Raw genomic sequence first — 24,857 nt, forward strand, 5'->3', positions numbered from 1 at the left:
TAAAAAGGAGGAGAAAGAATCATGACAAGACGAGTAACTTTTATGAAGGCTATCAATGAAGGCTTAGAACAAGCGATGGAAAAAGACGATCGGGTTATTTTACTTGGTGAAGATATCGCAGGAGGAGCTGAAGTTAAGCATTTAGAAGATAAAAACGAAGATGCTTGGGGTGGCGTGTTTGGTGTAACTAAAGGACTGATGCCTAAATTTGGACGAGAAAGAGTCATCGACACACCCATTTCGGAAATGGGCTATATGGGAGCTGCGGTCGGAGCTGCAGCAACTGGTTTACGCCCCGTTCCAGAGCTGATGTTTAATGATTTTATCGGCTTTTGTTTGGATACAATTTTAGCGCAAGGATCAAAAATGCGTTACATGTTTGGTGGGAAGGCGAAAATCCCAATGACTGTGAGAACCTGTCATGGTGCTGGTGCCAGTGCGGCTGCGCAACACTCTGGGTCTTATTATGGAATGCTGGGATCAATCCCAGGCGTAAAAGTTGTGGTCCCTTCAAATCCATACGATGCCAAAGGGTTACTATTATCGGCTATAGAAGATGACAACATTGTTATTTTTTCGGAAGATAAAACCTTGTATGGTTTAAAAGGGGAGGTTCCAGAAGACTATTTTAAAGTTGAGATTGGCAAAGCAAAAGTAAAAAGAGAAGGAAAAGACCTAACCATCGTCACAATTGGAAAAATGCTCTATGTAGCATTGGAAGTGGCGGATAAATTAGAAAAACAAGGAATCGAAACAGAAGTGATTGATCTAATTACAGTTGCACCGTGGGATCAAGAAACAGTCTTAACTTCTGTGAAAAAAACCGGGCGTTTAATTGTTATTGATGAAGCGAGTCCCCATAACAATACGGCGACTGATATTTCTTCTGTTGTAGCAGACAAAGCTTTTGATTATCTCGATGGACCAGTTAAATGTATTTGTGCGCCGAATACGCCGGTTCCTTTTGCAGCGAATTTAGAAAAATTGTATTTACCAAATGCCGAGAAGGTTTTAAACTCTGCAGCAGAAATTATTGATGACTTGAAAAAATAAGGGAGGTTCTTATTCAATGGCAGCAGAAATTATTATGCCTAAATTAGGGTTAACGATGACTGAAGGAACAGTTGATACGTGGCTAAAAAATGAAGGAGATGCTATCACTAAGGGAGAAGTTGTCTGTACGATCAGTTCTGAAAAGCTGACGCATGATGTGGAAGCAACAGAATCAGGCAAACTGATTCAGATACTTGTACAGGCTGGTGAAGATGCGCCTTGTCAGGCGCCGATCGGATTAATCGGAGCTGAAGGAGAAGATGTGACTGATACAGAAGAAAAATTGGATACTCAAGACAAAGAAGGAAAAAACGACGAAATAAATGAACAATCGTCGGCGGAAAAAGAACGCCAAAAAGATACATCCCTCCAGACAGATGCTGTAAAGAAAGAAGGCGCTCGTTTCTTTATCACGCCATTAGCAAGAAAAATTGCTGAAGAAAAAGGGGTTGACTATACGCAAATCAATGGGACTGGAGGAAACGGACGGATTACTCGAAGAGATGTCGAAATGTACGTACCTGTTCTAGAAACACCAACAATGTCCACGACGCAACCACAGACAGAAGTAGCAAAGGGATTGTCTGGTATGCGTAAAACAATTGCGCAGCGAATGATGACAAGTCTTCACACAACTGCTCAAGTAACGATTCAACAAAAAGCGGATATTACACATTTGCTTGATTTTATCACTGAGTTGAAAATGAAAGCAGATATACCCCTTGTTGATGGACAAACAAGTATCACAACTTTATTGGCGAGAGCTGTTGTTTTAGCCTTAAAAGAATCGCCAAAAATGAATGCTTGGTATGATGGAGAAATCTATAAGGAAGTTTCTGAGATACACTTAGGGATCGCGGTTGCTTTACCTGAAGGGCTGGTTGTTCCAGTTATTGAAAATGCAGATCATAGGACGTTGACAGATTTAGGAAAAACCATGAATAGTCGTATTCATGATGTTCGGGCAGGATCACTTGATGGAAGTCATTACAGTGGTTCAACATTTACGATCAGCAACTTAGGAAAAAGTGGTGTAGAGTACTTTACACCAATATTGAATCAGCCGGAAGTGGGAATATTGGGTGTAGGTACATTAATAAAAGAGTTGGCATTATCGGAAGAAGGGAAAATAATCGAACAGAAGAAACTTCCGTTAAGCCTAACTTTTGATCATCAAATCATTGATGGTTCGCCTGCAGCAGAGTTTCTAAGCAAAATCATCTATTATTTAGAACATCCCTACAGCCTTGTATTATAAATTGGGTGACAACATAGATATCACTATTAAATAAAGTACGATACAAGAAAGAAAGCATCCCATCTGTCTTCAAGGATGCGGACCATGGAATCATTAGTAAACAAAAGGTAATTCGTCTTCCAAGTAAAGGAATTGACGGATTACTTTTTGTCGTTGTCAAACAAATAGAATTTATCCAAGGAAAGGCATTCAGTTGTTAAGTCATATTTGTCAAAATTCCGATTTTCTTCACCCTACAAATACCTCTCAACAATCGCCTTGTTCTCAGGCCGTTTTGCCATCTCCAGCGCGGAAATATCATGAATGACGGTATCTAATGTGATTTGGTCCATTTGCTCCTCGACTTTTTTTTGTAAGAGGTCGTATTCTTTCGAAAGTGCCGTTTGGATATTGGCACCGACAACACAGTTGGGATTTGTTTTTTCGTCTACTTGGATCAATTTTGTATTTCCTTCAATGCTCCGATAGATTTCAAGAAAGGTGATGCTGCTAGGCTCTTTGGCGAGTGTCGGGTTGGGTTTTCCTACTTGCGTATGGATCAGCCCCTCTTTTTTTAAGCTGCTCATAATTTTTCTTACGTTCGCAGCGTTGGTCTCTACACTTTTTGCGATCATTTCACTAGAAAGAAAGTTTGTATCTTTAAAAATCTCGATGTACGCAAGAATATGGATGGTATCACTCATCTGGATCGAGTATTTCATTTTTTTTCAGCTCCTTTGACTGTATTTCTTGACTAATAGTACCACACCTTTTATGATAAAGGTGTAAATTGTATTTATACAGCTAGAAAAATTTAACTTTTGAGGAGTAGATGACGATGAATTATTTAGTAACAGGAGCAACAGGCGGTTTCGGCGGTTATGCGTTGGATTACCTAAGTCAGGCAGTTGCGAAAGAGAATATTTATGCTCTAGTACGTAGCGAGGAAAAAGGAAAAGCGTTGCGGGACGCAGGCTACAACGTTCGCATCGGGGATTACGCCAATGAACAGTCAATGAATGACGCCTTGCAAGGAATTGATCGGGTATTGTTTGTTTCAGGAGAACCTGGGAATAGGCAAGAGGAGCATGAAAATGTAGTCAACGCAGCAAAACAGGCAGGGGTTTCATTTATCGTCTACACTAGTTTTCCTGACGCGGATCATTCAACAAGTTTCTTGTCTCCAGACCATCTCTTTACAGAAAAGGCACTTAAAAATTCAGGCATTCAACATACGTTTGTCAGAAACAATTGGTATTTAGAAAATGAATTGCCGTTGATCGAAGGCGCGTTGAAGTCAGGGAAATTTGTCTACATGGCTGCAAATGGCAAAACTGGCTGGGCGCTGAAGCGTGAATATGCGGAGGCCGCAGTGAATGTGCTGGTAGGAAACGACTTTCCTGAGATTCTGGAATTATCTCACGCACCGATTACGTATGCTGAATTAGCCGAAGCGCTAAAAGAAGCCAGTGGACAATCCTTTGACGTGGTCGCTACGGATGAGGAAGGGTTCGTCGACAACCTCGTAGAAGCTGGATTTCCTGAATCTGTCGCTGAAGTGTTCGTCGCCATTCAAAAAGATATCGAAGCCAACCAATTAGACGTGGTGTCTAATGATTTCGAAGACGTATTAGGCAAGCCTTTGACGGATCGAGTAGCGGCAATAAAAGAATTATTGAACGTGTAAAAAACGAACGGTTGTAGGAGAAACCACTCTTAGATTCTTTAGTAAAAAAATAGTCGTTCACTTTGAAGTGAGCGGCTATTTTTGTTCTTTTATCATGGATTGAATTTCATCAACAATTCGTGCAATGTGCTAGAGAGTTGCGCCACTGGCATATCTAAACCTGACTGCAGCCATTCTTCTAAAATACCAATAGTCCCCGATACGATAAAGAGCGCTTCTAGCTGTTCATACGCTGAAATTTCTGCGTAGCATTCATCTTGTAAAACCTTCTCGTTAAAAATCTCCTTGATTTTATGCAACACATTTCCGTTGACGCCCATTAATAATAGAAACAATTCTCTTTTTTTATCAATGTAAGCTGTTATTTCATTTGTCAATGCCACTAAGTTTTCTGACAATATGTAGGGAGAGAACTCATCGAAGATTTCCACGAGTTTGGCGTAGAGGTCTTGTTCAATGCTCTCGTACAGGTCGTAAAGATCATGATAATGCAGATAAAAAGTGCCGCGTCCGATGTTCGCCTTTTCCGATAATTCTGATATCGTAATTTTATTGATGCTTTTCTCTTTCAGAATAGCTAAAAACGCACTCTTTATCGCTGTTCGTGTTTTTATCGTTCTGCGATCCACCCGATTCATCCTCCGTTTTATGAACAATGACTCCTCCTTTGTCCAATAGTGGACAATTCCACAGTAATTGCCGATTGTTCCGTTATTTTAAATTAGTATAATATACATATGTCAATTAATCAACGCTTGTTCAAAAAGCAATCTCTTCATTAGGAACGATGTGGATGTTTGGTTTGTTCATGCAAAGAAAAATGACCATTTAGCCGGAGAAATAAAAAAATGATTCACTTGGAGGTATAGATATGGATGCAATTCTTGTTATTGGTGGTTATGGTGATGTGGGAAAAGGGGCGGTTGAAGAGCTTCTAAAAATAACGAAAAACCCCATCGTTATCGGTGGGCGAAGTGAGAAAAAAGGGGCCGCGTTTCTTAGCAAGATAAAAAATCCCCGCGTCACTTTTCAAAAAATTGATATTTATGATGAAAGCTCCTATGTAGATACATTAGCCCACATTTCACTTGCGGTGATGTGTTTGGGACCGAAAACTATTGATTTTGCGGCGTATTGTTTGGAAACAGGGATTCATTATGTGGATATTTCTGCTTCCCATCAGATCATGAGAGCCCTCGGAGATTTGCCTTCTGCGAAGGTCCTCGGCACGGGCGTTTTGGGGGTAGGGATCTGCCCGGGCTTGTCGACTTTGTTAGTAAAGGAACTCGGGGCGACGATGGACGAAGTGACGCAGACAGACATTTCTCTTTTGTTGGGGATGGGGGACGCGTATGGCAGGGATGCGCTAGAATGGTTAGTGGATAATTTGGTACATCCTTTTTATTGGACAATCAATGGAACTTTAAAAAAACAAGCGCCGTTTATTGAAAGGCGGACTATTCCTTTTAAAAAAGAGGGGAAAGCCCAATCAGCGTACGCGTTTAATTTAGCCGATCAGCAGATCGTCACGGATACGATGCATCAATCAAATGTCGCAGCATTTCTCAGTTTAGACGATTCATTTATGCTTTCTGCGTTGCACTTTTTGGCGACCATCCGATTCTTTAAGCTTCTGAAGCATCGCAAATTGTACGACTTTGTGTTGAAAATAGCCGGCAGCAGCGCGCTTTCTTCCAAAAATGCCTCAAGTGCTTTTTCGATCCATGTAAAAATGAAGGGAAAAAAGGGCCATCAAACAGTCCTGCTAGAAAAGGTTCTCCATGGGAAAAACAGCTCAGAAGACACGGGAAAAATCGCTGCCTACACAGCTTCTAAAGTGTTGCGGAAGACGAATAAGGCGGGTGTTTATTATTTGAATGAGTTGTTTACTTTACAGGAATTCTCAGAGTATTATGAAAAAGAGAGTCGCAAATAAAAACGCGGGATACACCATTTGATTGTAGAAGGGATCGAGGGTGTCTCTTTTTTTTTGCTGCATTTTTGTAACTAATTACATCGATTTTATTTATTGTAAAAAATATTCCAAAAATCTATTGACTTCCAATTTCGGAACCGTTATCATTCTAAGTGTAATATGTTTCATTTATTTTTATAATTTAGTAATAAATTACTGTTTTGTTGGCAAAAAGCTTTTAGTTTTCTTGGTGATAGAGAAGATCGAGGATTCAGTAGGAATGGTTATTTAAGAAATCATGCACTTATTTGATGGGCTTGTTCGAGTAAACAGGAAAGGAAAATGACAAATGAAATATGAAGAGTTAGCACGCACGATCGTGCAAAATGTTGGAGGAAAAGAAAATGTAAACGATCTCGGTCATTGTATGACACGTTTGCGTTTCAAACTGAAGGATGAGAGTAAGGCAAAAACAGAGGTTCTAAAGAATACGGACGGTGTGGTCTCCGTGGTTCAAAGCGGTGGACAGTACCAAGTCGTGATCGGGAATGCGGTCGGGGATGTTTATAACGATATCAATAGTATCTATAACATCAATGAAGGGGACAATGTCGTAGAGGATCAGAAAGAAGAGAAGAAGCTCTCGCTTTTTGATCGGTTCATTGATCTGGTTTCAGGAGTCTTTACACCGACACTTGGAATTTTAGCCGCGACAGGGATGATCAAAGGCTTGACTATGGTCGTCATCGCGTTGGGGTTATTGGATATGAATTCTGGTACCTATCAGATCTTAAATATTATTGGTGACTGTTTCTTCTATTTCTTCCCTGTATTCTTGGGGTATACGGCAGCCCAGAAGTTTAAAGGAAATGTCTTTATCGGCATGGCGATCGGGACAGCGATGGTATATCCGACGCTGGCGGGAATCATGGCGGAAAAACCGTTGTACACGTTATTTGCAGGTACGATCATTGAATCTCCAGTGCATTTGACCTTTTTGGGAATTCCCGTTATTTTAATGAGCTACGCTTCTAGCGTGATCCCGATTATCATCGCGACTTGGATCGCGTCAAAAGTAGAGATGCAGTTGAAGAAGATTGTTCCCGATGTGGTGAAGTCCTTCTTTGTTCCTGCGGGTACTTTGTTAATTGTCATTCCATTGACCTTCATCGTCATTGGGCCGATCGCCACATGGGCTTCGCAATTATTCGGCGCTGGAACACAGGCGTTGTATAACTTGAGTCCAGTGATTACATCCGCTGTTTTAGCTGGTGTGATGCAGATTTGTACAATTTTTGGGATTCACTGGGGCATTGTGCCGATCACACTGAATAATTTGGCGGTCTTAGGCTATGATATGACGATTCCTGCCACCACGATTGGGATCTTTGGTCAAGTTGGTGCAGTTTTGGCTGTTATGGTGAAAACAAAGGACAAAAAATTGAAGGCATTGACGTATCCCGCATTTATCTCAGGAATCTTCGGAGTCACTGAACCAGCGATTTATGGGATCACGTTGCCTAGAAGAAAACCATTTATCCTCGGGTGTGTCAGTGCAGTCGTAGGAGGCTTGATTGTTGGATTGATGGGGACAAAGGGGTACTCTCTGATCGCAGGGATCTTCTTGTTGCCAAGTGTAATCGGGCCGAATGGGATCGATCAAGGCTTTTACGGTCTGGTAATCGGGATCATTGTCACGTTAGTGCTTTCGTTCCTATTGGTTTCATTCTTCTGGAAAGATGAAGAACCAGCGGCATAACGTTTGGATGAGGCTACGTCAAGAAATAGGAAGTAGGGAGATTGATTATGAAGTCATTTAAAGAGAATTTTATGTGGGGCGGCTCAGTGTCGAGTATGCAGGCAGAAGGTGCCTGGAACACGGACGGCAAAGGACTCACAGTATACGATACGAAGAAAAAGAGAACTTATGCGCAGACCTCTTCCGATTGGGAGAATGGCATTGATTTTTACCATCATTACAAGGAAGACATTGCGCTTTTTGCGGAAATGGGATTCAATACGTACCGTTTTTCATTGAGTTGGGCGCGTGTGCTTCCAGATGGCGAGGGCGAGGTAAATCAAGCAGGACTTGATTTTTATGATCGGGTCGTCAATGAATTGATCGCGCAAAACATCGAACCCATTGTCTGTTTGTATCATTTTGATTTGCCGGATGCCTTGGCGGAGAAATATGGCGGCTGGCAGTCGAGAAAGGTCTTAGAGGCTTATCGACAATACGCGGAACTTATGATCAAGCATTTCGATAAAAGAGTACGTTATTATATTCCAATCAATGAGCAAAACGTGGCGTATACACTGACCAGTGATTTACTGCCAGAGGACATCGAACCGAAAGAATTGGCGCGGTATGAGGCGCAAGCACAGCACCATTCGTTCTTGGCTTCTGCCTCGGTCAAGCACCTAGTCAACGCCTTTGCACCTCATGCACAAGTCGGCGGAATGGTCGCATTCTCACCTTTTTATCCTGAGTCGAGTCATCCAGATGCGATTCTAAGTGCACAAATCGCAAATAGAAGATTGACCTATCAAACAACGGATGTCTTCGTAAACGGCGAATACCCGCAGGATCTGCTGCATGACTGGGAAAAGCAAGGAATCATGCCAGAAATTACCGCGGGAGACAAGCAGTACTTAAAAGAAGGAACAGTGGACTTTCTTCCTTTTAGTTACTATCAAAGTGCGATGGCGAAAAAGGGTGCGGACATTACCGTGGATTCTTTTTTGGATTCTTTCCTAGATGGGACACAGCCGAAAAATGACTTTTTAGCGGTGAGCGAGTGGGGCTGGATCATCGATCCGAAAGGCTTACGGCTGGCAGCAAAAGAATTATTCGACCGCTACAAATTACCCGTATTCACCGTAGAGTGCGGCATCGGTGTGAAGGAAACGCTGAATGCTAAAGGAACGGTGGAGGATGATTATCGCATCGACTATCTGCGAGATCACGTGGAGCAGTTGCGTTTAGCGGTGACAGAGGATGGCGTGGATCTGATGGGCTTTCTTACGTGGGGCCCCATCGACATTTTAAGCTCACAGGGAGAAATGAAGAAGCGCTATGGTTTCATTTACGTGAACCGTGACGAAACGGACCTAAAGGATTTGAAACGTTATAAGAAAAAAAGCTTTTATTGGTTCAAGCAGGTAATCACAAGCAACGGTGACGACCTTTGGGAGAAGGCAACGCCGCTAGAATACCAATCATCTGCAAAGGGTTAGACGAACACTGATAAAATGTTTTTAATTGATGCAAAGGAACAAAAGAGAAAGGACATAAATGAAAAAAACAACGGGCGTTTGGGTAGCAATAATCGTACTTGGCTGTTTTCTGCTAAGTGGTTGTCAAGGTGCTGGTAAAGAAGGGACAAAAGAGACGGTGGAGAAAAAGAATTCAATAAGCAAAGAAGTCACATTTAGCTCAAAAAGAGGAACCAAGATATACGGGACAGTAGTCACACCTGTAGAAATGACAGAAGAAGCCTATCCGGTCGTGCTGTTTTCTCATGGATTCGTCGGATCAAGGGACGGCGACGGTGCCTTCCCAAAGATAGCTGAAAAACTGGCAAAACAAAATATTTTGTCTCTTATGATCGACTTTGCCGGAAACAACGACAGTGAAGAGCCGTACACTCAATATACGGTGAAAACCATGAGTGACGATCTGGATACTGCATTGGCTTATATGAAGGACACGTATCGGGTCGATGAAGACAATATTGGATTGATGGGTCACAGCATGGGGGCTCGAATGACAGCGTTGAAGCTGGATGATCAGATCAAGGCCGCTGCATTATGGGCGCCAGCGGCTTCGCCTGGCCTCAGTGGTGTTTACGATTTTATGGGAGGCAAAGACTTGGTAGAAAGTTATTATCGAGAAGCTCAAAAAAATGAGTTTGCGGTCTTTGATCTGTATGGCAAAGAATATGCAATCGATTTGAGTTTGGAATTTTTTGAAGGAATGAAGGAAAGCGACCCTCTCAAGAAAATCAATGATTACAAGGGGCATTTGTTTATCGCGGTGGCACAAAAAGATCCGGCGATTCAAAAAGAGACGACGGATAAAGCAATCCGTGCAGCTACGAATGTCAAAGAACTGTCTGTATGCACGGTGGAAAATGCGGATCATGGCTTCCGTCATATCGAAGACGAAAAGGACGAAAGTGTACAGACTTATACAGTCGCTCGCACCGCTGATTTTCTGATTGGAAAGTTAAAGGAGAAGTAATGGTATAAAAAACAAAAAAATGGACGAAAAGGAAGGGAAAAACAAATGAATCGATTGAAAAAGGTCGTTGTTGGAATGTTGTCGATCGGACTGTTAGCAGGCTGTTCAGGAGGAGGAGCGGCGACGGATGCCACTGATACCTCTGCGGATAAAAAGGCAGACGGGGTGACTGTCTATTTCACTCGTCATGGGAAGACGATGCTGAATACTACAGGGAAATCTCAAGGATGGAGCGACGCACCTTTGACTCCGGCAGGAATCGAGGTGGCAGAGGATGTCGGTACAGGGATCGATAAGAGTATCACATTCGACAAAGTGTACAGCAGTGACAGCGGACGGGCGATCGAGACTGCTGAGATCATCTTAGACAAATCTGGTCAAAAAGCAAAAATCAATAAAGACAAACGCTTGCGTGAATTCAATTTCGGGACCTTTGAGGCTACACCCGGCGCGGAATCGGTCGAAGCGATCGCCAAAAGAAAAGAACTGACGGCGGATGAATACACAGAAAAAGCAGCAAAAGAGGGCGGCGGCTATAATGGATTCATCAAGGAACTGTCAGATGATTTAGCTGAGATCGACAAAGAAAATGTCAAAGAAAACGAGAACTGGCCGGCAGAAAATTACGCGGCTGTCGCAAAACGTTCAAAAGAAGCATTGGATGATATTGTAGATGAAGCGAGTGAAAACGGGGATGATTCGATTCTGGTCGTTTCTCATGGGATGACCTTAGCGACGCTGTTGAACGAATTGGATTCTAGCGTGTCTGCGGATATTCCGATGTCGGGCTTGGAAAATGCAAGTATCTCAAAGGCTACGTATAAAAACGGGAAATGGAAGGTCGAGACCGTCAACGATATGAGCTACGCAGAAAAAGGGGCAGAAAAATAATCAGTTATCAGAGGACGCTGAATGATCAGCGTTCTTTTTTGACGTAGAAAAAGCCGATCCATCTCATTGATGAGGTATCGGCTTCTGTTGGAGTTAAGAGGGAACGGCTTGTTCGCGCTGGTCTCCCACCCAATTAAAATAGTAGGAAATAACTTCTGAAAACAGAAACAGTTCAAAACGAACATCCAATTGTCGTAAAGAACCGTCGTCTCGTAAAAAGGTCGACGCCGCGGGCAAAACAAAAGTTTTGGAGACTTTTTTTGCGATCTCGGCATCTTTGTTCATAGTGATCAGCACGGTTTTTGCTCCTACTTCGGTGACGGCATCCACCAATTCGCTGTAAATGTCCATACCGGTTACAGAGAAAATAATGTAGACCCAGTCTTTTCTGGCCGTCTGACTTAGATAATGCATCTGTGTTTCTGTCGAGATCGCCTCATAAAAGACCCCTTGAGAGTACAGGGAATATACGAGCTGCTGTGCCGCAAGTCCTGTATTGTCAAAGCCAACACACTTCACGTCTTGTGAATCTTGCATCCATTCAACAACTTCGATGATGTCCTTTTCAAAGTCTAATTCTCTTAATTTTGAAAACGAGCGTTCATACGTATTGATCACTTCATGAAACAGAGAGTTTTTAATGACAGGCTTTTCTTGATTTTTATCTGTCACAAAGGACTCTAACGCCAGTTTGAACTCTGGGTATCCGCTATAGCCGATTTTTTTGATTGCCCGCAGGATCGTTGGAGAACTCACATCAAACCGATCTGCCATGTCGTGGATCGATAGTCCGACATATTGCGCAGGGTCTGCCATGATTTGTTCAAAAATTTTTTTATCCGTTTTAAACATTTTTGTGTAATGGATCGTAATGGCTTCTTCAATATTTTGCATCCGGTCAACATCCTTTCAGTAGCTTTCTGTCTCTATTCTACCAAAAAACGTAACAAATTTCAATTTTATGTAGACGATAGAAATATATTTCAAAAACTGCTTGACAAACATTTGAGAAAGCGATACCATTTGTGTAACATATTACATCATAATTTCAAGAAAGGTAATTAATTACTCTGCGAAGACGTGAACGTGTGCCTATTTTCTATCACCAAATAGTCGCGAGCTGTCTTAATATGAAGAAAAAGGATTTGATCACATGTTACAACTTAATCCATTACTGAAAGATCAAGTGGTTTTTCAGGCAGAAAAAAGTCATTTGATTAATGGGAAAACCACACCAAATACTTCTGTGGAGCTCAAAATGGGAGAATTGACGTTAGAGGTGCGGAGTGACTCAGATGGGGAATTTGTCTTTCTTGTTCCATCACAATCCTACGGGGTCACTGAGAACCTGCGCATTGCTTCGGATGGCGAAACTAGAGAACTAGTCCTTCAATACGGCGATGTTTTTCTCTTTGCGGGTCAATCCAATATGGAATACCCGATGGCTCAGGAAGACCACTTTATCGAGGAACAGCAGGCTCTCACCGATGAAAAGTCGATTTTTTTCTACGTGGTTCCTATGCCAGAATTTGAGTTAAATATTGAAGAAGAGACAGAGGCAGATTGGACGCGGCTAACGGCGGACACTCTTGGAGGCTTATCGGCTGTTGCCTACTATGCCATGAAGGAGCACCAAAACAATCATCCCGATCGTATTATTGGCGCCGTGATTTGCAGCAAGGGCGGGACCAGCGCTAGCTGCTGGATCAGCGAGGAAGATTTGGCAAAAAGCCCCACCCTGAATGAGCAGATTTTAGTTCCCTTTATAGAAGAAACAAAAGGAAAAGAAAAAGCAGCATTTGATGCGGAGTTCGCGGAGTATTTAGCGACGTACCAGCAATATATTGAAAAGAGAACGCTGTGGGCAGAGGAGCATCCTGAGCTGACATTAGGTCAGATCAAAGAACAGATAGGTCACTCGCCTTGGCCGCCCCCTGCAAATCCATATTTGTTCAATCGTCCTGGAGGATTGTATCAGAAAATGTTCAAACGAATCGTTCCGTTCACTTTTTCTGCGGTCATCTGGTATCAAGGGGAGGAGGATACAGCAATCGCCCCACTTTATGAGGAATTATTGGATCAGTTGATTACTCGTTGGCGAAAAGATCTACAGACACCTGTGCCATTTTATATCCTTCAATTGCCCCTTTATGCGGATGACCCGCAACATGATTGGGCAAGTGTCCGCGCAGCTCAAGAACAAGCGAGACAAAAATACGAGGCAACGTTCTTAGTCACAAGTCTGGATTGCGGCGAAGTAGAGGACATCCATCCAACGGAGAAGTCGATCCTTGGACAGCGCGTTGGGGAAATCTTGGACGCCATTCATTATCCCAGCGCCCCTGTAGCAAAAATAGCCAGTTGGACGAGTGACACACTTGTGATCGAAGTGGAGGAAGCGGCCTCTTTGAAGTTGCTGGATGTTCAAACCATTGAAGTAGATGTCCCAATAATTTGTCAAACGATCGAAGAAAATAGACTTATCATTGAGACCACAAAAAGCAGTCGAACCGTCCAATATGGATGGGAAAATGTACCTGCTGTCTCGTTATTTAATGAGGTTGGTTATCCGGTCGCACCATTCAAATTTGAGAAGCAAAAAGGAGAAGAATAATGTTTGGTTTTGGAAAAAAAGAAAAAGAAATTTATGCCCCAGTGGACGGGGAACTCATTCAGATCAATCAGGTAAATGACCCTGTATTTTCAACAAAAGCAATGGGTGAGGGCTTCGCGATCGACCCATCTAATGGAAAGATTTTTTCACCGATCAAAGGAACGGTCACTTCGATTTTTCCGACAAAGCATGCGATTGGTTTAGTTGATAAGGATGGACTTGAAGTATTGATCCATATTGGGATCGACACCGTGGAGTTAGCAGGGGAAGGATTTGAACTCCTAGTGGCGGAAGGTGCGAAAGTAAAACCAAGTACCCCGCTCGTCAAAGTTGATTTGGACTATCTGGCGGAAAAAGGCAAAGAAGCGACAACGATGATCGTCTTTCCGAATTTAAAGGAGAAGAAATTGAGTATCCATCCAGGAGTTGTCGAAGCTGCAGCGACAATCGGTACATTGGAATAGCAATCGAGTCCTACGTTCAAAGTATATTTTTTGAACGTAGGCCTTTTTTTAATTATTGATTTTCTTTTTTTTACACAATTTAGAAAAATTTGAAAAAACACGTTATTATCGAATTTTACTCATATTTTATTCACAATTAAGTCGAAATAAAGGCATTTTTCTTAATCCTTTTGTTTAATAAATGGTAGTTTAAAGCATATTAATAAAATGGAAACGTTTTTTATTTTTTTAATATATTTATAACTTTAGTTTTTTATACGAAGGGAGATTGAGAAATGAAAAGAGATTATCGGAAATTAATGGATCAAAAAGCGCGAGCGAAGAGCAGATCGAGGAAATATATTTACGCAGGGACCACCGTGGCGACAGGGTTATTGTTAGGCTTGACCCCGATTGCAGTTGCGACACCTTTTTTTACTGTCCAATCAGGCGAAGTGCAAGCTGCAGTGATCGACGGGCAATTATTTAGTAATTTAACTTCATCAAATTCAAGTGGGACCACCAGTGCAGCACCCTTTCCGCTGGCGAATGCTAATAGAAATGTCAATTTCACGATTTTGGGAAACAGCGGTATTGATGTGAGTGTCTTGCCAGGGACGAAAAGAGCGGTTCTTGCGATTCCTGAAGGCTTGCGAGGACGCGTTACTCCCAATGGCGCTGGAACCTTTTCGACAAGTATTTTACTTCCTGAAAATGGCTTAGTGCCGTTGATCTCGATCGTGGATGGCGCAACGACGACTCTGATCAACGCAGTCGACGCGCTGATCAATGCGAATCCGGTACTGAATATTAATTTAGCCGAAGTCAATGAACAGCTAAACTTATTGAGAAACTTAAGCATGATCAATTCTGCCGACGTGGCGCTTCAGCTTCAGGCACAAGGGGATCAATACATCTATGCAGATTTGGATGGCGTATTGGAAACCATCATTCGCCAAAATCTGACCCAGATTTTAGATGATTTAAACAATGCGGTACAGGCGTTGAGTATCACTGGGTTAGGCTCAACTGCCTTAAATGTCACATCGAATACGGTCATCAAACCAGCATTCAATGTGACATTTGGGACGGCGCGGGCGCTCTTGAATGTGGGCTCGGCTCTGATTGGAGACTTGGCGGATGCGAGTGTGTTAGGTGAAACGACCGTTACCTTACCTACAACGATCACAGATCCTTCGTACCAAGACCTTGTTTCACAAGGTGTAAACTTGGCGAACCCCTATGAAGCCGGTTTCTTAGCGACGATCGTGAAATCAAATGCGATCGCGATCAATATTGCTTCTGGAAATGATGGATACTCGCCAGTATTTTATCAAGCGGCTGCCGTTACCGCGCCCTATGATGTGGCGGTAACAGGAAGTTCTACTACAGGTTACGAAGTCACAGGGTTTGCAGATCCTAATTCGACGGTACGAATTTTTAAAGACAATGTGCAGATCGGTGAAGGTCAAACAGATGCTACAGGAAAATTCACGATTTCTGTTTCAGCAGATGATGTTGATGCACTCGATGAAATCGAACTGATCGCTTACGATCAAAACAATATCCCTAGTCTGCCAACGCCAGCAATCATCCCAGATGACGATGAATCCGATGCCGACGCTGATGCCGATGCTGACGCGGATGCGGATGCCGACGCTGATGCCGACGCGGATGCGGATGCCGACGCGGATGCGGATGCCGATGCCGACGCTGATGCTGATTCGGATGCCGACGCTGATGCTGATTCGGATGCCGACGCCGATGCAGATGCCGATGCAGATGCAGATGCCGATTCGGATGCTGACGCGGACGCGGATGCGGATGCCGATGCCGACGCCGACGCAGATGCCGATTCAGATGCTGATGCTGATGCTGACGCGGATGCCGACGCCGATGCTGACGCCGATGCTGATGCTGACGCAGATGCGGATTCCGATGCTGACGCGGACGCTGACGCCGATGCCGATGCTGACTCCGATGCCGATGCTGATGCCGATGCGGATGCCGACGCGGATGCCGATGCCGACGCTGATTCTGATGCGGATGCTGACTCCGATGCCGATGCTGATGCCGACGCGGATGCCGACGCGGATGCCGATGCGGATGCTGACGCGGATGCCGATGCGGATGCCGATGCGGATGCTGACGCGGATGCCGACGCGGATGCCGATGCGGATGCTGACGCTGACGCTGACGCGGATGCCGATTCCGATGCCGACGCCGATGCCGATGCAGATGCCGATTCCGACGCCGATGCTGATGCCGATGCCGACGCCGACGCCGACGCCGATGCTGATGCCGATGCTGATGCCGATGCCGACGCTGATGCCGATGCAGATGCCGACGCGGATGCCGATGCTGACTCCGATGCTGATGCCGACGCTGATTCTGATTTGGAATTAGATGAGGATGATGATCAGGACGATGGAGCTCTACCAATTGGGGAATCTGATGGAACACCACCATCGAATCCAGGAAGTGGTCTAGATCCAGCAGGTAGCGGAAGTGCGATCAGCAGCGGACATTCTGGTGGCTCTGGCTATACTGGAAGTGCAGGTTCCGGCTATACGGGCAGTGCCAAACAATACCCGGCGACCGGTGATGAATTGAGCGGCGGGTTAACGATTTTAGGTTCCATTGCCGCCTTTGTTTCAGGATTGGGTATTTGGAAATTAAAAAGAACAAAAAAAGAAGAGTAGAAAAAATGGATTGATGAAGAGCAGGTCTCTTCATCGATTCTTTATGGGGTGATAGGATGGCTGTTCAAACGAGTCAACATCAACTAAAAGAAGTCGAGGATTATCTTGCTGGTCTACGGTCAGAAAACCTGCAACCGTCCATTATTCTTAGTGTCGGAAATTTTACGGAACGGGGACAGGTGAGTGAATTCTATGGTGATACGTATGAAGCCGCTTGGACAAGCTTTCTATCACATTATAGTAAAAACAGGTTAGATTCAGCGAGCTATTTTCGGATCGACATCGTTACAGAAGAGGAACCGATCGCGTACTCGCAATTAAACGAACAAATTTCTTCTATAAAAAGAAACAATTATGGTGATTTCAACTTTCGTTGGGAACAGGCGGGTCATTATAGCTTTTTAATGGAAGAGATGGTTGGAAATGCACTTTTGAAACCGAGTAAAGACCATAGAGTCGGCTATAATCTGCCTGAATTAACGATCAATGAACAAAATTTCCGCGGGTATATGAAACGAAAATACAAACGATCAAATGCTCAAACAAAGGAATTGGAGCGAGCAGCTATTTTCCTCTTCAAAACGAAGGCTTTCTATTTCGAAGAGGGAAACGTTTACCCGCTGACGGACTATGGCAATGGCAATCGGGTGCGTGAGGTGACGGCTTCAAATTTAAATAAAATAACAGATTCAGTCATTGAAAAAGGCTCCGAGTATTTGGAAAAGCAACTGATGTCTACAGGACAATTTATTTACGGGTATTATCCTTGCTACGATCAACGAATCAAAGGCTATAATTCGGTGCGGCATTTCTCCTCCCTTTATGCATTGGCTGAGGCCGCTGAGTACAAATCGGATCAAGCGTTATGCGCAAAAATAGAACAGGGAATCCATTGGGGCATCACCCATCTGACTTCTACCGTTGACGGCTATACTCTGGTCATGGAGCCCTTGAGTAAAACCGTCGAATACAAGCTTGGCGCTCAAGCGACGGCGATTTTGGCAATTGCTAAATACACAGAGGTGACGGGCGATTCGCAGTTTCATTCCTTTTTACAAAAATTGATCGTTTCTGTTAAAGAAAAATTCATTACCGCCCAAAATCGCACGATCCATGTGCTGGATGAAGCATTGGAAATTAAAGAAGCGTTTCGCATCGTGTATTATGATGGGGAGATTCTTTTTGCACTGCTGCGGGCGTATGGGATTTTTAAAGAAGCGAGGATCATGCATATTTGTGAGGATCTGATGGCTGCCTTTATCGCGAATGACTATCAAAAATACCACGATCATTGGCTGAGTTACGCAACGAATGAGTTGTTGCGATTCAAGGAAAAGAAAGAGTATTACCAATTTGGATTGGATAATGCACTTGGCAACCTTCGCTTCATCGACAGGCGCGACACCGCTTATCCGACGATGCTAGAGCTGCTAGTGGCTGCTTCAAAAATGATGGATAAGTTAGCCGAAAGCGACATGAAACATACGCTTTTTCAAGAGGAAAAAGACTTTGTTGAAGTGAAGGATCGGATCAATGGAGTCATGGTAAAACGCGTTCGACACGAATTGACAACAGGCGTCATGTTCCCTGAATTTGCTCAATTTTTCAAAGAACCAGCGACGATCAATTATGGCTTTTTTGCCCGACATGACCGCTTTCGAATGCGGATCGACGACGCGGAGCATTTCTTATCTGGTTTGATAAACTACCGTCTGCACACGAATTAGGAGGGATCATATGGTAGGGTTTATTCGATTTATCGCGTTAGTAATGATCGGTGTGGCTTATGCGGTCACACATAGTCGAAGAAAGAAAACGCACAAACAAGCAAACGAAGCTGTCCACGAGCTTAAAAATTACAAAAAGAACGAAGAAGGTCTGTATCCTTGGGAAGAAGACATCGATGATTCCCCCGCGCGAATCCCTGATGATGCCAAGCGATACATCAACAAGGCGCGACTCAAACGTGGAAGATGGTAAGAACAAGGTAATAATAAAAAAACAGTTCGATAAAAGTCGAGCTGTTTTTTTATGGGAAATAATGATTATTTTTTTAGATAAACACAAAAAGTACCCCTGAAACGATCGTTGCCGCTAAAAAGGCTTTGATACTTCCTTCGTCACCATCCGGCAGCTCGAATTTGATGATGTTCATTAGCATCGCTCCAGTGATAAAGGCCTCGATGGAAACCAATAGGAAATAGGGGAGCGGCAGCAGGATAGAGAGCAGGGCGCCAAGTAAAATGCTAACAGATAACATAAGACGCCCTTTTTTCTGATAAATTTTTCCATGATGATGCGCCAAGGACCAATCGTTCATTAGAAAATGCAGGCCAAAGGCGATGAAATACGTCAGGACGTAAAAGCGCTCGGAAAAGGTATTTGCGATAACAAGGTACCCGATCATCACATTGTACACCGCATAAAATGAAACGTCAGACCAGAAGTAGGCAACTTCAGCGCTGGTGAGGTCCTTTTTCTCCACGATGTGAAAGTTTCGTTCGTCCAGCTTATCCATGACATGGGCAACGACCAGTCCAAGAAGAACGATGCCATAAATGGCGTGGGTCGCATGAACACCGTCTTCCCAGCCGAAAGAATCGATCAGCACGCCTTGTGAGTACGCGAGCTGCGGCAGTAAATGCAGAATGGCGTAAGACACGCCCACCCCTGCAGCAACAGACATCATCACTTCTACGTTGACTTTTTCCAGTAAAAAAAAGCGTGATGCCAGATGAATCGTGATAAAACCTATAATAACCGCAAAATTAGCGATATTTTCTTGTAGAATCGGCATGGATCAAGTTCTCCTTTTTAGTGTACGTCTCTTAAGTATACGGGAAAACCGCGCGGAACCGCAATTTTGACACTCAATAAAGGCCTTTAGACAGAGAAATAGCCACGAGGATTTTTTATTTTCTGAAGGACACCCCTTGCCTTCTTTTGAAAAGTGTGACAGAATACAAATTATTAAAATATTTGACGACGCTATTGTTCGCCGGAACAGTAGGATAAAAAGTCAGCCAAACGAACCGTAGGCTTTAATGGTTCGTTTGACTGACTTTTTTTGTTTATTTGGGAGGGATTAGGCATGCAAAAGAAACTGATTGAAACAGAGAAGCAACAGGGAAAAGGACTCACACAACAAGAAGCTGCGGAGCGGTTGGAAAGATATGGACCTAACACGATCGAACAGGGAAAAAAGAACGGGTTTTGGACCTATTTGTTGTCTGCGCTGAAGGATATCACGATCATTATTTTAGTGATCGCGACGGTTCTTTCGATCTATGTCGCGTTGAAAAATCATCCTGACAATTTTTCTGAACCCATCGTGATTTTCGGGATCGTTCTCTTGAATCTGTTCTTGTCTATTCGCCAGCAAAAGAAAGCAGAAAAATCGATGGATGAGTTGAAACGCTTCAGCATTCCTAAAACAAAAGTTTATCGCGATGGGCAATTGACAGTCATTCAAAGTACAGAAGTGGTGCCTGGAGATCGCCTGCTGCTTGAGCTGGGGGATCGTGTCTCGGCGGATGCCACCTTGATCACTAGTAAAAATTTATTGATCGATGAATCTTTTTTAACCGGTGAAAGTGAACCAAGTGAGAAAGAGGCAGATTATCAACCGGATGCGGCAGATACCATCGGAGATCTAAAAAATAGCGTCTTTTCCGGGGCGTTGGTGGTAAGTGGTCGAGGCGAAGCCATCGTTGAGGCGACAGGATTGGCGACGGAAATCGGAAAAATCTCGGATTTACTGACAGAAGAGCAGCCGGTGCAAGCCCCTTTACAAGTGAAAATGCAAAAACTCGGCAAAGTGCTGGGCGGCGTTGCGATCGGTGCGGCAGTGCTTGCGATCCTGATTGGCCTGATCAGAGGCTATTCGCTTGAGATTGCCATCATGACAGCAATCTCGATGGCGGTGGCGGCGATTCCTGAAGTGCTGCCGGTCGTGGTCACGATCTCGCTGTCTTTTGGTATTCGAAACATGGCGAAAAAGAACACGATCATCCGAACGCCAGCAGCGGTGGAAACGATTGGGAACGTCTCGGTGATTTGTTCGGATAAGACTGGGACCATCACGGAAAATCAGATGACGGTCAAAAAGGTGGTTCCAGTTTTAACAGAACAGACCTCGGGAGCTAAAGAGGCGCTGCTGCTGCACTTTTATTTAGCCAGCAACCTCTCTGAAGAACAGGGAAGCCACGGAAACCCAACAGAGCAAGCCATTAAACAAGCAGCCGAAACACACTTTGGCGGAGAAAAGCTGAACACATTGTTGAGGCAATACGAAAGGATCGACGAACTTCCTTTTGATTCAAAACGAAAGAAAATGACGGTTCTTTATAAAAAAGGAGACTCTTATCTGTCCATTACAAAAGGGGCATTTGACCGTTTGCCTATTCAAGAGGCGCGGGCAGATTTTCAAGAGTGTCACGATGACCTCGCCGCGCAAGCGTACCGGGTCTTAGGCGTTGCGGTGAAGGAATACGAGGAATTGCCGACTCAAATTACCAGTGAAGAATTGGAAACAGAGCTGCACTTTTTAGGCTTTATCGGAATCATCGACCCTGCACGAAAAGAAAGCTATCAAGCGGTTCAAATCGCGAAAAAGGCTGGGATTCGCCCCGTCATGATCACGGGAGATCACTTGCTTACAGCGAAAAAAATCGCCGCCGATGTCGGGATTTTGGAACCGGGAAAAAAAGCGATGACAGGTGCCGAATTAGGAAAACTATCCGAGGGGGATTTGGCAGAAGTGATCGGGGAATACCGGGTGTTTGCCCGAACCTCACCAGAAGATAAGATACGCATCGTGAAGGCCTTGCAGGCGAATGGCGAGACGGTCGCCATGACAGGTGACGGGGTCAATGACGCTCCCGCGTTGAAGGCGTCCGATGTCGGGATCGCAATGGGCGGCGGAACAGAAGTTGCCAAGGAAGCCTCCGATATGGTGCTGCTAGACGATAATTTTGCGACGATCGTTGAGGCGGTAAAAGAAGGCCGACGCGTGTATGCCAATATTCGGAAATCGTTGTATGCCATGCTTGGCTGCAATATTTCTGCCCTGACGATCGTGTTGATCTCGTTGATAATGGGTCTAGGAGCTCCTGTTACAGCGATTCAATTATTGATTATAAAAGTCGTCGCGGATGGCATCCCCGGTTTTAGTTTATCAGTGGAGCCAGCAGAAAAAGATGTGATGCGCCAGCAGACAGTCGACCGAAATGCCAGCATTTTCGACAATGGGTTATTGAACAAAATCATAGAAATCTCAATCGTCTTTACCGCGGTGACCCTGCTGACGATTTTCGTTGGGCACACCGCAGCCTTCAATCACGAACTGCCGAATGGTGAACAAGCGACCACGATGACCTTTCTCGTGATGGGCTTGACCACAATCGTGCATATGTACAATTGCCGCAGCCATGAATCGATCTTCAAGCTGGACTTAGCAGGAAATAAATTGTTAGTAGGAACGACCTTACTCGGTGGAGCTGTGCTTATTTTAGCAGCGACGCTTCCACAAACAGCGAACATTCTTGGATTGACCGCACTGCAGCCCACTCAATGGCTCTTTGTTTTAGGACTGTCGTTTATCCCGCTAGTGTATGTTGAATTAAAGAAGACGTTGAACCTGTTTGATTATCGAGTAAAACGCCGCGCGTAAAAACAATTGTGATACTTTACAAATCGATTCTATCGTTATGTAATAAAAGTGAGGACAATAGTCGTTTGGGTATTGAGGATGAGGTGAAGGAAGAATTCGAGCTTTTTCTAAAACAAGCAGTCGAAAAAAACTTTCTATTTTAAAGGATTAATAAAATAGAAGAACCGTTGGAAAATTTTTCCAACGGTTCTTCTTGATGTGTGCAAACGTAAACTAGTTTAGTCGATCAACAGCAATTTCTTTTTGCTGTATTCTTTTCGTACTTTTTCAGGGATATTCTCGGAGATAAGAAAACTCAAATCATCGACAGGACCCACAATGGCGTTGCTGATGGTACCAAATTTGTCATTGGTGATCATCCCCAGGACTTCTGTCGAAACGTGTGTCATCTGGTCTTTGATTTCTGCCTCTTGTGTCGTTGGCACGCTTGTTCCAGCTTCAATATCAATGTTATAGATGCCCATAATATAAAGATCTGCTCTGATTTTTTGTAATGCTTTGTAAGGTTCTACGCCTAAATTGACCATTGATTGTTTATAAAATACACCGCCAAGATTAATGACATCAACATTCGGACGCTGTGCCAATTCGACAGCGATTGGTGGGCTGTTGGTAATGATCGTCGCGCGAAAGTCAACGGGAATCTCTTTCACTAATGCTAGATTCGTTGTGCTCCCATCAATGATAATAACAGAATCCTCCTTTATGAAGGGGAGTGCTTTACGAGCAAGTTCTTTTTTACGATCATTGTGCTCATTCTCTCGATAGGTAAAATCTGTGATGGGAGGTCCTACCCGAAGTGCGCCGCTGTGAACGCGTTTCAATGAACCTTGAGCATCCAGATCTTTTAAATCTCTTCGGATCGTATCTTCTGAGACGTTAAATCGTTGACTCAAATCACTGGCGATGACTTTTTGTTCTACGTTTAAAATATCAATAATCTTCTGCTGCCGTTCCTCTTTTAACATAGAAAAACTCCTTTGAATTCATTACCTATATCATCGCATGTGTGCCTGTTTCTGTCAATTTGGTTTTTGTTCAGGCGCATAAACGTGCATAAAATAGAAAAATATATGCGCTTTTGTATTGACTTGTGTTTTAACAGCGTTTACAATGAGGGTGTAAACAAAGGAGGAGACGCAAAAGTGAATAGAAAAGTGCAATTATCTCCCTCGATTATGTGTGGAGATCTCGTGAATTTAGAAAAAAGTATGCAGGAACTAGCGGAAACAGGCATTAACACGCTTCATATTGATGTAATCGATGGTAATTTTAGTCCAAGTATGCCATTGGGGATAGATACAATCAAACGAATGCGTACGGTATCGGATATGCGATTTGACATTCACATCATGTCCAACAATAATGAGTATTTTATCCAAGAGATGCTGAAGATTGGTGTAGAGAGTATTACTTTCCATTATGAGACTAGTCTTCATGTGGACCGCTACATTCAAATGATCAAGCAGGCTGGAACGAAAGTTGGGGTTGCTTTGAATCCCGCAACATCATTGTCCGTTTTGGATTATGTACTATCTGAGATCGATCTGGTGTGCTTAATGTTGATCAATCCGGGTTTCGCAACAAATAAAAATGAAAAGCAGATTCCTTATGCTGAGAAGAAAATCACTGATTTGCATAAAAGAATTCAAGCAATTCATCCAGAAGTCGAACTACAAGTAGATGGCCGTGTATCATTGGATAGCATCGCAAAACTGGTAGGTGCCGGAGCGGATAATTTGGTGCTGGGGAGCACGAGTCTCTTCATGAAAGAAAACACACTGATCGAGAATAAAACCAAAGTGGAACAAGCAGTGCTTGAAGGTTTGGGTGAGGTGCATCATGTCCTTTAAAACATCAGAAAGAAAAATCGCTGATGAGATCGCCTCTACACTAGAAGGGATTTCTGAAGAACAGGTGAATCAGTTAATGATTGCTATTCAACAAGCGGAGCGTGTTTTTTTTGTCGGAGTAGGCCGCGTACTACTTTCATTAGAAGCGGTTGCGAAAAGATTGGCACATATCGGCATTAATACAGTCGTTGTCGGACAAATCACAGAACCGGCAATAACAGACAAGGATTTACTGATCGTAGGGTCTGGTAGTGGAGAGAGTGCATTTCCATTAGCTATTGCAAAAAAAGCCGCATCTTTTCAAGCAAAGGTGGCACACATTGGCTCGAATCCAACTAGTAGTATGAAACAGTATGCTGATCTGTTTATCCGTATCCCGGTACAGACAAAATTGAATTTGGCAGGTGAGATTTCATCTGTTCAACCAATGACGAGTTTATTTGAACAATGCTTGTTGCTGCTTGGGGATTCGATTGCGTTGACGTTGATTGAGGAACAGGGCATTGACATGCATGGGTTGTGGCGGTGTCACGCAAATTTAGAATAGG

Annotated in this window: 21 protein-coding genes; 16 read left to right on the plus strand and 5 right to left on the minus strand. The window is 43.7% G+C overall.

Annotation, left to right across the window (positions count from 1 at the left end):
* The first annotated feature begins 21 nt into the window (after positions 1 to 21).
* Together I592_RS15635 and I592_RS15640 are read left to right on the plus strand one after the other, a co-directional pair.
* Entirely contained in the window at positions 22 to 1,053 is a 1,032-nt protein-coding gene (locus tag I592_RS15635) for an alpha-ketoacid dehydrogenase subunit beta (RefSeq protein ID WP_010778720.1), read from the plus strand.
* Between the two features lie 16 nt (positions 1,054 to 1,069).
* Positions 1,070 to 2,311, plus strand: a complete 1,242-nt coding sequence (locus I592_RS15640; RefSeq protein ID WP_010778719.1) for a dihydrolipoamide acetyltransferase family protein — start codon at positions 1,070 to 1,072, stop codon at positions 2,309 to 2,311.
* Between the two features lie 233 nt (positions 2,312 to 2,544).
* On the opposite strand, the gene I592_RS15645 is transcribed toward I592_RS15640, so the two are convergent.
* On the minus strand, positions 2,545 to 3,012 hold the full coding sequence (locus tag I592_RS15645) for an Rrf2 family transcriptional regulator (RefSeq protein ID WP_010778718.1): 468 nt from the start codon (positions 3,010 to 3,012) through the stop codon (positions 2,545 to 2,547).
* A 116-nt stretch (positions 3,013 to 3,128) separates the two neighbouring features.
* Between I592_RS15645 and I592_RS15650 the strand changes: the two genes are divergently transcribed.
* Positions 3,129 to 3,977, plus strand: a complete 849-nt coding sequence (locus I592_RS15650; protein ID WP_010778717.1) for an SDR family oxidoreductase — start codon at positions 3,129 to 3,131, stop codon at positions 3,975 to 3,977.
* A 92-nt stretch (positions 3,978 to 4,069) separates the two neighbouring features.
* Here the strand turns inward: I592_RS15650 and I592_RS15655 are convergent, their stop codons facing one another.
* Positions 4,070 to 4,606 carry a TetR/AcrR family transcriptional regulator gene (locus I592_RS15655; RefSeq protein WP_010778716.1) on the minus strand — a complete coding sequence of 179 codons (537 nt, stop codon included), beginning with the start codon at positions 4,604 to 4,606 and terminating at the stop codon, positions 4,070 to 4,072.
* A gap of 242 nt (positions 4,607 to 4,848) precedes the next feature.
* Here I592_RS15655 and I592_RS20805 point away from each other — a divergent pair, with 242 nt between their 5' ends.
* The 5 genes from I592_RS20805 (at position 4,849) to I592_RS15680 (ending at position 11,026) form a co-directional block, all read left to right on the plus strand.
* Entirely contained in the window at positions 4,849 to 5,913 is a 1,065-nt protein-coding gene (locus I592_RS20805; protein WP_010778715.1) for a saccharopine dehydrogenase NADP-binding domain-containing protein, read from the plus strand.
* Positions 5,914 to 6,241: 328 nt separating this feature from the next.
* On the plus strand, positions 6,242 to 7,651 hold the full coding sequence (locus I592_RS15665) for a PTS transporter subunit EIIC (protein WP_010778714.1): 1,410 nt from the start codon (positions 6,242 to 6,244) through the stop codon (positions 7,649 to 7,651).
* A gap of 47 nt (positions 7,652 to 7,698) precedes the next feature.
* Entirely contained in the window at positions 7,699 to 9,129 is a 1,431-nt protein-coding gene (locus I592_RS15670) for a glycoside hydrolase family 1 protein (protein WP_010778713.1), read from the plus strand.
* A 58-nt stretch (positions 9,130 to 9,187) separates the two neighbouring features.
* Complete coding sequence (locus I592_RS15675; RefSeq protein ID WP_010778712.1) at positions 9,188 to 10,135, plus strand: alpha/beta hydrolase family protein; 948 nt, start codon at positions 9,188 to 9,190, stop codon at positions 10,133 to 10,135.
* 45 nt (positions 10,136 to 10,180) lie between these two features.
* Positions 10,181 to 11,026 (plus strand): histidine phosphatase family protein, encoded by an 846-nt coding sequence (locus tag I592_RS15680; protein WP_010778711.1) that lies wholly within the window; start codon positions 10,181 to 10,183, stop codon positions 11,024 to 11,026.
* 93 nt (positions 11,027 to 11,119) lie between these two features.
* Here I592_RS15680 and I592_RS15685 read toward each other — a convergent pair whose 3' ends face one another.
* Complete coding sequence (locus I592_RS15685; protein ID WP_010778710.1) at positions 11,120 to 11,920, minus strand: MurR/RpiR family transcriptional regulator; 801 nt, start codon at positions 11,918 to 11,920, stop codon at positions 11,120 to 11,122.
* 259 nt (positions 11,921 to 12,179) lie between these two features.
* Here I592_RS15685 and I592_RS15690 point away from each other — a divergent pair, with 259 nt between their 5' ends.
* From I592_RS15690 to I592_RS15710, 5 genes are all read left to right on the plus strand, one after another.
* Positions 12,180 to 13,640 (plus strand): sialate O-acetylesterase, encoded by a 1,461-nt coding sequence (locus tag I592_RS15690; RefSeq protein ID WP_010778709.1) that lies wholly within the window; start codon positions 12,180 to 12,182, stop codon positions 13,638 to 13,640.
* Positions 13,640 to 14,104 (plus strand): PTS sugar transporter subunit IIA, encoded by a 465-nt coding sequence (locus tag I592_RS15695; RefSeq protein ID WP_010778708.1) that lies wholly within the window; start codon positions 13,640 to 13,642, stop codon positions 14,102 to 14,104. Before I592_RS15690 ends, I592_RS15695 begins: the two co-directional genes overlap by 1 nt.
* A gap of 275 nt (positions 14,105 to 14,379) precedes the next feature.
* Positions 14,380 to 16,785, plus strand: coding sequence for an adhesive domain-containing protein (locus I592_RS21700; RefSeq protein ID WP_016250202.1), 2,406 nt, complete (start codon positions 14,380 to 14,382; stop codon positions 16,783 to 16,785).
* Positions 16,786 to 16,841: 56 nt separating this feature from the next.
* Positions 16,842 to 18,512: a hypothetical protein gene (locus I592_RS15705; protein ID WP_010778705.1), complete on the plus strand. Its 1,671-nt coding sequence runs from the start codon at positions 16,842 to 16,844 to the stop codon at positions 18,510 to 18,512.
* Between the two features lie 10 nt (positions 18,513 to 18,522).
* Complete coding sequence (locus tag I592_RS15710; RefSeq protein ID WP_010778704.1) at positions 18,523 to 18,765, plus strand: hypothetical protein; 243 nt, start codon at positions 18,523 to 18,525, stop codon at positions 18,763 to 18,765.
* A gap of 73 nt (positions 18,766 to 18,838) precedes the next feature.
* Here the strand turns inward: I592_RS15710 and I592_RS15715 are convergent, their stop codons facing one another.
* Entirely contained in the window at positions 18,839 to 19,582 is a 744-nt protein-coding gene (locus I592_RS15715; RefSeq protein ID WP_010778703.1) for a hypothetical protein, read from the minus strand.
* A 294-nt stretch (positions 19,583 to 19,876) separates the two neighbouring features.
* Between I592_RS15715 and I592_RS15720 the strand changes: the two genes are divergently transcribed.
* On the plus strand, positions 19,877 to 22,456 hold the full coding sequence (locus I592_RS15720) for a cation-translocating P-type ATPase (RefSeq protein WP_010778702.1): 2,580 nt from the start codon (positions 19,877 to 19,879) through the stop codon (positions 22,454 to 22,456).
* A gap of 218 nt (positions 22,457 to 22,674) precedes the next feature.
* On the opposite strand, the gene I592_RS15725 is transcribed toward I592_RS15720, so the two are convergent.
* Entirely contained in the window at positions 22,675 to 23,424 is a 750-nt protein-coding gene (locus tag I592_RS15725) for a DeoR/GlpR family DNA-binding transcription regulator (RefSeq protein ID WP_010778701.1), read from the minus strand.
* A 177-nt stretch (positions 23,425 to 23,601) separates the two neighbouring features.
* Here I592_RS15725 and I592_RS15730 point away from each other — a divergent pair, with 177 nt between their 5' ends.
* The gene (locus I592_RS15730; protein WP_010778700.1) at positions 23,602 to 24,309 is read left to right on the plus strand and encodes a ribulose-phosphate 3-epimerase; all 708 of its coding nucleotides are present in this window, start codon (positions 23,602 to 23,604) and stop codon (positions 24,307 to 24,309) included.
* Positions 24,299 to 24,856: a 6-phospho-3-hexuloisomerase gene (hxlB, locus tag I592_RS15735; RefSeq protein ID WP_010778699.1), complete on the plus strand. Its 558-nt coding sequence runs from the start codon at positions 24,299 to 24,301 to the stop codon at positions 24,854 to 24,856. Before I592_RS15730 ends, hxlB begins: the two co-directional genes overlap by 11 nt.
* Position 24,857 lies beyond the last annotated feature (1 nt).

It is taken from the genome of Enterococcus gilvus ATCC BAA-350, assembly GCF_000407545.1.
GTDB lineage: Bacteria > Bacillota > Bacilli > Lactobacillales > Enterococcaceae > Enterococcus_A > Enterococcus_A gilvus.